This is a genomic window from Kribbella sp. (assembly GCF_035687465.1).
Lineage (GTDB): Bacteria > Actinomycetota > Actinomycetes > Propionibacteriales > Kribbellaceae > Kribbella.
Genome location: NZ_DASRXP010000754.1, coordinates 1 through 4,694, shown reverse-complemented (window position 1 = coordinate 4,694; position 4,694 = coordinate 1). Strand labels below are relative to the sequence as shown.

Annotated in this window: 4 protein-coding genes and 1 pseudogene; 2 read left to right on the top strand and 3 right to left on the bottom strand. The window is 68.8% G+C overall.

All coding sequences use genetic code 11. The features are described 5' to 3' along the window. A pseudogene (locus tag VFG33_RS40705) lies at positions 1–247 on the top strand (hypothetical protein); the annotation flags it as partial. Between the two features lie 28 nt (positions 248–275). On the opposite strand, the gene VFG33_RS40700 reads toward VFG33_RS40705, so the two are convergent. The 3 genes from VFG33_RS40700 to VFG33_RS40690 all read right to left on the bottom strand — a co-directional run bounded on the left by VFG33_RS40700 (position 276) and on the right by VFG33_RS40690 (position 3,368). Next, the gene (locus VFG33_RS40700; protein ID WP_325058393.1) at positions 276–2,303 is read right to left on the bottom strand and encodes a phage holin family protein; all 2,028 of its coding nucleotides are present in this window, start codon (positions 2,301–2,303) and stop codon (positions 276–278) included. A gap of 13 nt (positions 2,304–2,316) precedes the next feature. Beyond that, complete coding sequence (locus VFG33_RS40695) at positions 2,317–2,727, bottom strand: DUF7144 family membrane protein (RefSeq protein WP_325058392.1); 411 nt, start codon at positions 2,725–2,727, stop codon at positions 2,317–2,319. Positions 2,728–2,849: 122 nt separating this feature from the next. After that, positions 2,850–3,368, bottom strand: a complete 519-nt coding sequence (locus VFG33_RS40690) for a hypothetical protein (protein WP_325058391.1) — start codon at positions 3,366–3,368, stop codon at positions 2,850–2,852. Between the two features lie 237 nt (positions 3,369–3,605). Here VFG33_RS40690 and VFG33_RS40685 point away from each other — a divergent pair. Next, a partial coding sequence (locus VFG33_RS40685) for an AI-2E family transporter (protein WP_325058390.1) occupies positions 3,606–4,694 on the top strand: 1,089 nt, incomplete at its 3' end.

The window sequence follows — 4,694 nt, the reverse complement described above, 5'->3', positions numbered from 1 at the left end:
GAACGTGCTGTCGCAGTGCGACAACCTGATGCTGATGCGGATGAACTCCGCGGCGGACCTCGAGTTCCTGCGGACGGTGTTCTCGTTCGTGCCCGCCGGTCTGCTCGATCGGGTGCCGACGTTCCTGCAGGGTCATGCACTGATTGCCGGCAAGATCATGCCGCAGGCCGGCTACGTACGCTTCGGTGGGCGAACGGCCGAGGAAGGCGGTGCGGACATCCCAACCTCCTGGGCGGCCTCTCAGTGAGGGCTGGAGCTGTTCGGCCATCTCTGCCTCACACGTCTACGGTGTCGCGCGAGAGTCCGCTGCGCTGACCGAACTGTTCGAGGTAGGCGACGAGCACGTGGTGGAGCCGATCCGCGCCGCGGATCCGCTGGTCCGGGATCACCAGATCGGGCGGAGCGAGGAGGAAGGCCCGTCCCTGCCACCCACCGAGTCCCCCGTGACAGCCGACCAGCCCCTCGAACGCGGCGACCTCTCCGGTGTCGGAGTCGACAGCACTGTTGACGTACAGATCAGGTGCCTCGGGCATCGACACCGCTCGCAGCAGATCTGCCGAAACCAGCGGCCCGTACGGAACGAGCGGATCTTCACCTGTCACCTTCAGGTCGGACAGCCGGTGAACACCCGACGGCCCGACCACCAGCGGCCCGTGCTCGGCGCTCATCACCGCGACGAAGCTGATCCCGACGTGGTTCACCAGCCCCGGGATGAGGGCCGGCCAGCGACCGGTGATCTCCTCCATGGTCAGCCGCCGTTCCTCAGCGGCATACACCAGGCCGAGGTTGCCCGACCCGAGGACGACCAGCTCCGAGCCGGCGGTGACCGTCGGCGGTGCGGAGCGGCGCTCTACTCGCAGCGCGGCGTCGTGAACAGCCCGCCCCCTGCTGGAGTCGACACCCGCCAGGTCGGCCAGGAGGCCGTTCAATCGCCCCCAGCCCTCGACCGACTGCTCGACGGCCTCGACCTCCGCGGCGGTCAGCTGCGAACAAAGGCCCGCGAGATCAACGCCGTACCGATCCGCGAAGATCGCGCCCTGGGACTGGCCGTGATCGGACAGGATGACCAGCCGGTACGGCCTTGGCGCTGCCGCGGCGACAGCCTCCAGACAGGCCAGCACGTGATCGAGCCGATCCAGCGCGGCCAGCGACTCCGGCCGCGAGGCGCCGGCGTGGTGCGCCACCTCGTCGTAGTCGACGTAATCGACATACACGGCCCGCGTCCCACGAATCATCTCCTCAGCCACCAGAGCGGTGTTCAGGTCCCGCAGTACGACGTTCGTGACCGCGCGCATCCCGGCGAACAGCCAGCCGCGGTGTCCTCTCGGGCGAACGTCGCGGCGTCTTTGCCGCCGCGCCTCGAACCTCTCCCGGCCGATCTCCGCGACCGCGCCGAACAAGCTGCCCGCGAACCCGTCCGGCCTGGCCAGGTACCAGGCGACGCGGCGCCGCGTGTCAGCGGAACCACGGGTGAGCTCCAGCCTGCTCATCGTCAACAGAGCCCGGTCGGCGTCACCGCTGAAGAGGTTGGAGATGCTCACGCCACCGTCGGCCAGCAGACCCCGGCCGTTGGAGGCGCGGCGCTCGATCTCGGCAGCGTCGGCGGCCCGGTTGCTGACCAGCACCCGTCCGAGAGCCCGGTCGTACCAGCGGAACGCGGGTACTCCGTCGATGCGGCCATGCAGGATCCCCAGCTGGCTTGCCGGCGTGGTCGGCGGCAGTACCGGGGTCCACTCGACCAGGCGGTATCCCCCATCGCGGATCCAGCGCCCGACGGTGGGGAGCGTGGCGGCCAGCACCTGCCAGCGCAGTACTGGAAAGGGCACGCCGTCCAACTGGACGAAGATGACGCCAGGGGACTCGGGATCGTCGACCGGCTGACGCCGACTCCGGGTCCGGCGTACGAGGGCGGCGGTGAAGGCCTCTGGCGTACCGGACGTGCACAGCCACGCCACCATCGTCGCCGCGGCCGCCGCGATCCAGGCGGCCGCGAGCACGACCCAGAACGAGTCGGCCTCGACTCCTGGGATCAGCGTTAGCGCCAGTGTCAGGACCACTGCCTGTCCGAGCACTGCCAGCAGCAGTACCGCGATCCATCCCACTGCCGCACTAGCGGCGACCAGCAGCGGGCGCACCAGCGCTCCGACCAGTACCGTCGCCGCGGCCGAAAGCACCAACTGCAGGAACGAGGTGAACCGGAAGCCGGGAAGCACAGCCGCGGCGAAGGCCAGGGCCAGCGCCGAGGTGACGCAGGCGGCAACGATCCGACCGAGATCGCCGGTGCGGACCAGTGGAGTGGACACGGCGGCCGGGCCGTCAGGTGCGGATCGCGCGCGGACGCGTCAGCGCCCAGATGATCCACACGTCGAGGGCGATCAGCAGGAGCGACCAGAACGGCGCGTAGGGAATGAAGAAGAAGTTGTCGATCGCGCTCAGCACCGTCAGGACGAGCGCGACCGCGGCCGCCCACACCGCCCGGGAGAACAGACCGACGCCGGCCGCGACGACACCCAGGCCCAGCACCAGGTGGATCCATCCCCAGGCGGTGATGTCCAGATCGAACGCGTAGCCCCGGACGAGCACGAAGTACTCGTCGTTCAGGATCGCGGCGAGTCCGGCGATCACATGGAAGGCGCCCACCATCAGCATCATCGTGGCGGCGAAGGCGACTCCGCTCATCGCCCAACCCGAGTCGGCCTGCGACTCGACAGTGCGGTTCTGGGTCATCTGGGGTTCACCCCTCCTGCTTGTCGCTCGACGGACGTCGAGTGCCGTCGAGACTAGGACCGCACGGACCGGCGGCGCGTCACCCTTGGCGGACGACGTCTCGTGCCGGTCCTCGGTGGTGACTAGTGGGTCACGGCGGCCTTCAAGAGGACGATCAGCAAGCCCAGCGCGAGATTGATGACGCCCACGGCGACCATGCGGCCCCTGGTCGCGCCTGCCTTGGCGGCGACGTAGAGCGCCCATCCCAGTTGAGATCCCACCGCCACCGCGAGCGCCAGCCAGGCAGCGCCGGCGTCCGACAGGCCGAGCAGCGCACCGATGGCGACTGCCGCGGCGGGAGGTACGGCGGCCTGCACGATCGGCCACTCCCGCCTGGCGGCGGCGCGGAACTCCCTCGGGTTCAGCAGCGTCCCTGTCGATCGCTCCCCGACCAGATGGGCATACACATGGGCCAGCCAGAACACCACGCCGGTCGCGAGCAGTACTGCGATCAACTCGCCCGGGCGCGGAGGCTCCTGGCCCGGACCGGTGCCGGCCACGACCGATGCCGCCAGCAGAGACCCGTAGATCGCCCCCGCGTAGTCAGACGGTTGCCGTTCCTGGTCTGCTCTGGGCGAACCGATACTCGACCCGTCACTCATTCGGCCTCCTTCGCAGGGCCGCTCCGTCTCGTCAACCGGCCATGCGCCGACCGGGGGAATCAGTGGCAGCCTCTCGCAGCGGCCTACCGATCGCCTCACCCCGACCGGATGACACGGTCCCGGATCGGACCCGAATCCGTGGATCGGGCGAAGGTTCATCCGGGGTGGGTGATGCCGCTCAGCACGATCTGAGCGATCTTCGAAGCCCGGGTGAGTCGGGAGAGGGAGGTTGCGACGATGTCCGCAGGCTCCACGGACTCCCCCGACGGCCAGGTTCCGGCGGCCGGCTCGACGCCTGCCTGGGGGCTGCCGCGCGGCGTTGTCGTCCTCCTCGGGACCGCCGCCGCAGTCTTGACGGCCGCCGGACTGCGCAGCTTCGCGGGTGTGATCGGGCCGGTCTTCCTCGCGCTCGTACTGACGATCGCCGTCAGTCCACTGCGCCGGCTGCTGGTCAGGCGAGGAGTCAAGAGGTGGCTTTCGGCGCTGATCGCACTCGTGGTCGTGAACGTCTTCCTGCTCGGAATGGCAGCGGCCCTGGCCTTCTCGGTCGCCAAGCTGGCGACCCTGCTGCCGACCTATGAGGACAAGTTCGCCGACCTGGTCGACGATGCCCGTGGCTGGCTGGCCAACCTGGGCGTTGGCGACGACCAGCTCCAGGCCGCCCTGCAGCAGATCGACCTCGGGAAGTTCTTCGACGTCCTGCAGGGCTGGCTGACCGGACTCCTCGGGGTCGTCTCGAATCTGGGGTTCATCATCATCGTCTTGTTCTTCATGGGCATCGACGCCGCCGCCTTCTCGGACCGCCTCCGCGAGGCGATGCGGATCAGGCCGGACATCACCACCGCCCTGACCGGCTTCGCGCGCGGTACGACGCGGTACCTGGTCGTCTCCACCGTCTTCGGACTGATCGTCGCGGTGTTCGACGTCGGGGTCCTCTACCTGCTGGACATCCCGCTGCCCTGGCTGTGGGGCCTGCTCGCCTTCATCACCAACTACATCCCGAACGTCGGGTTCTTCATCGGGGTCGTCCCGCCCGCGCTGCTGGGTCTCCTCGACCAGGGCTGGGCGACCTTGCTGTGGGTGATCGTGGCCTACAGCATCATCAACTTCATCATCCAGTCGATCATCCAGCCGAAGGTCGTCGGGGAGGCGGTGGGCCTGTCCACGACGCTCACCTTCCTGTCCCTGGTCTTCTGGGCCTGGATCCTCGGCCCGCTGGGCGCAGTACTGGCCATCCCCCTGTCGCTCCTGGTCAAAGCCCTGCTGCTGGACGCCGATCCCTCCACCCGCTGGCTGGGCGGCCTCATCTCAGGCGACCAACTCCCC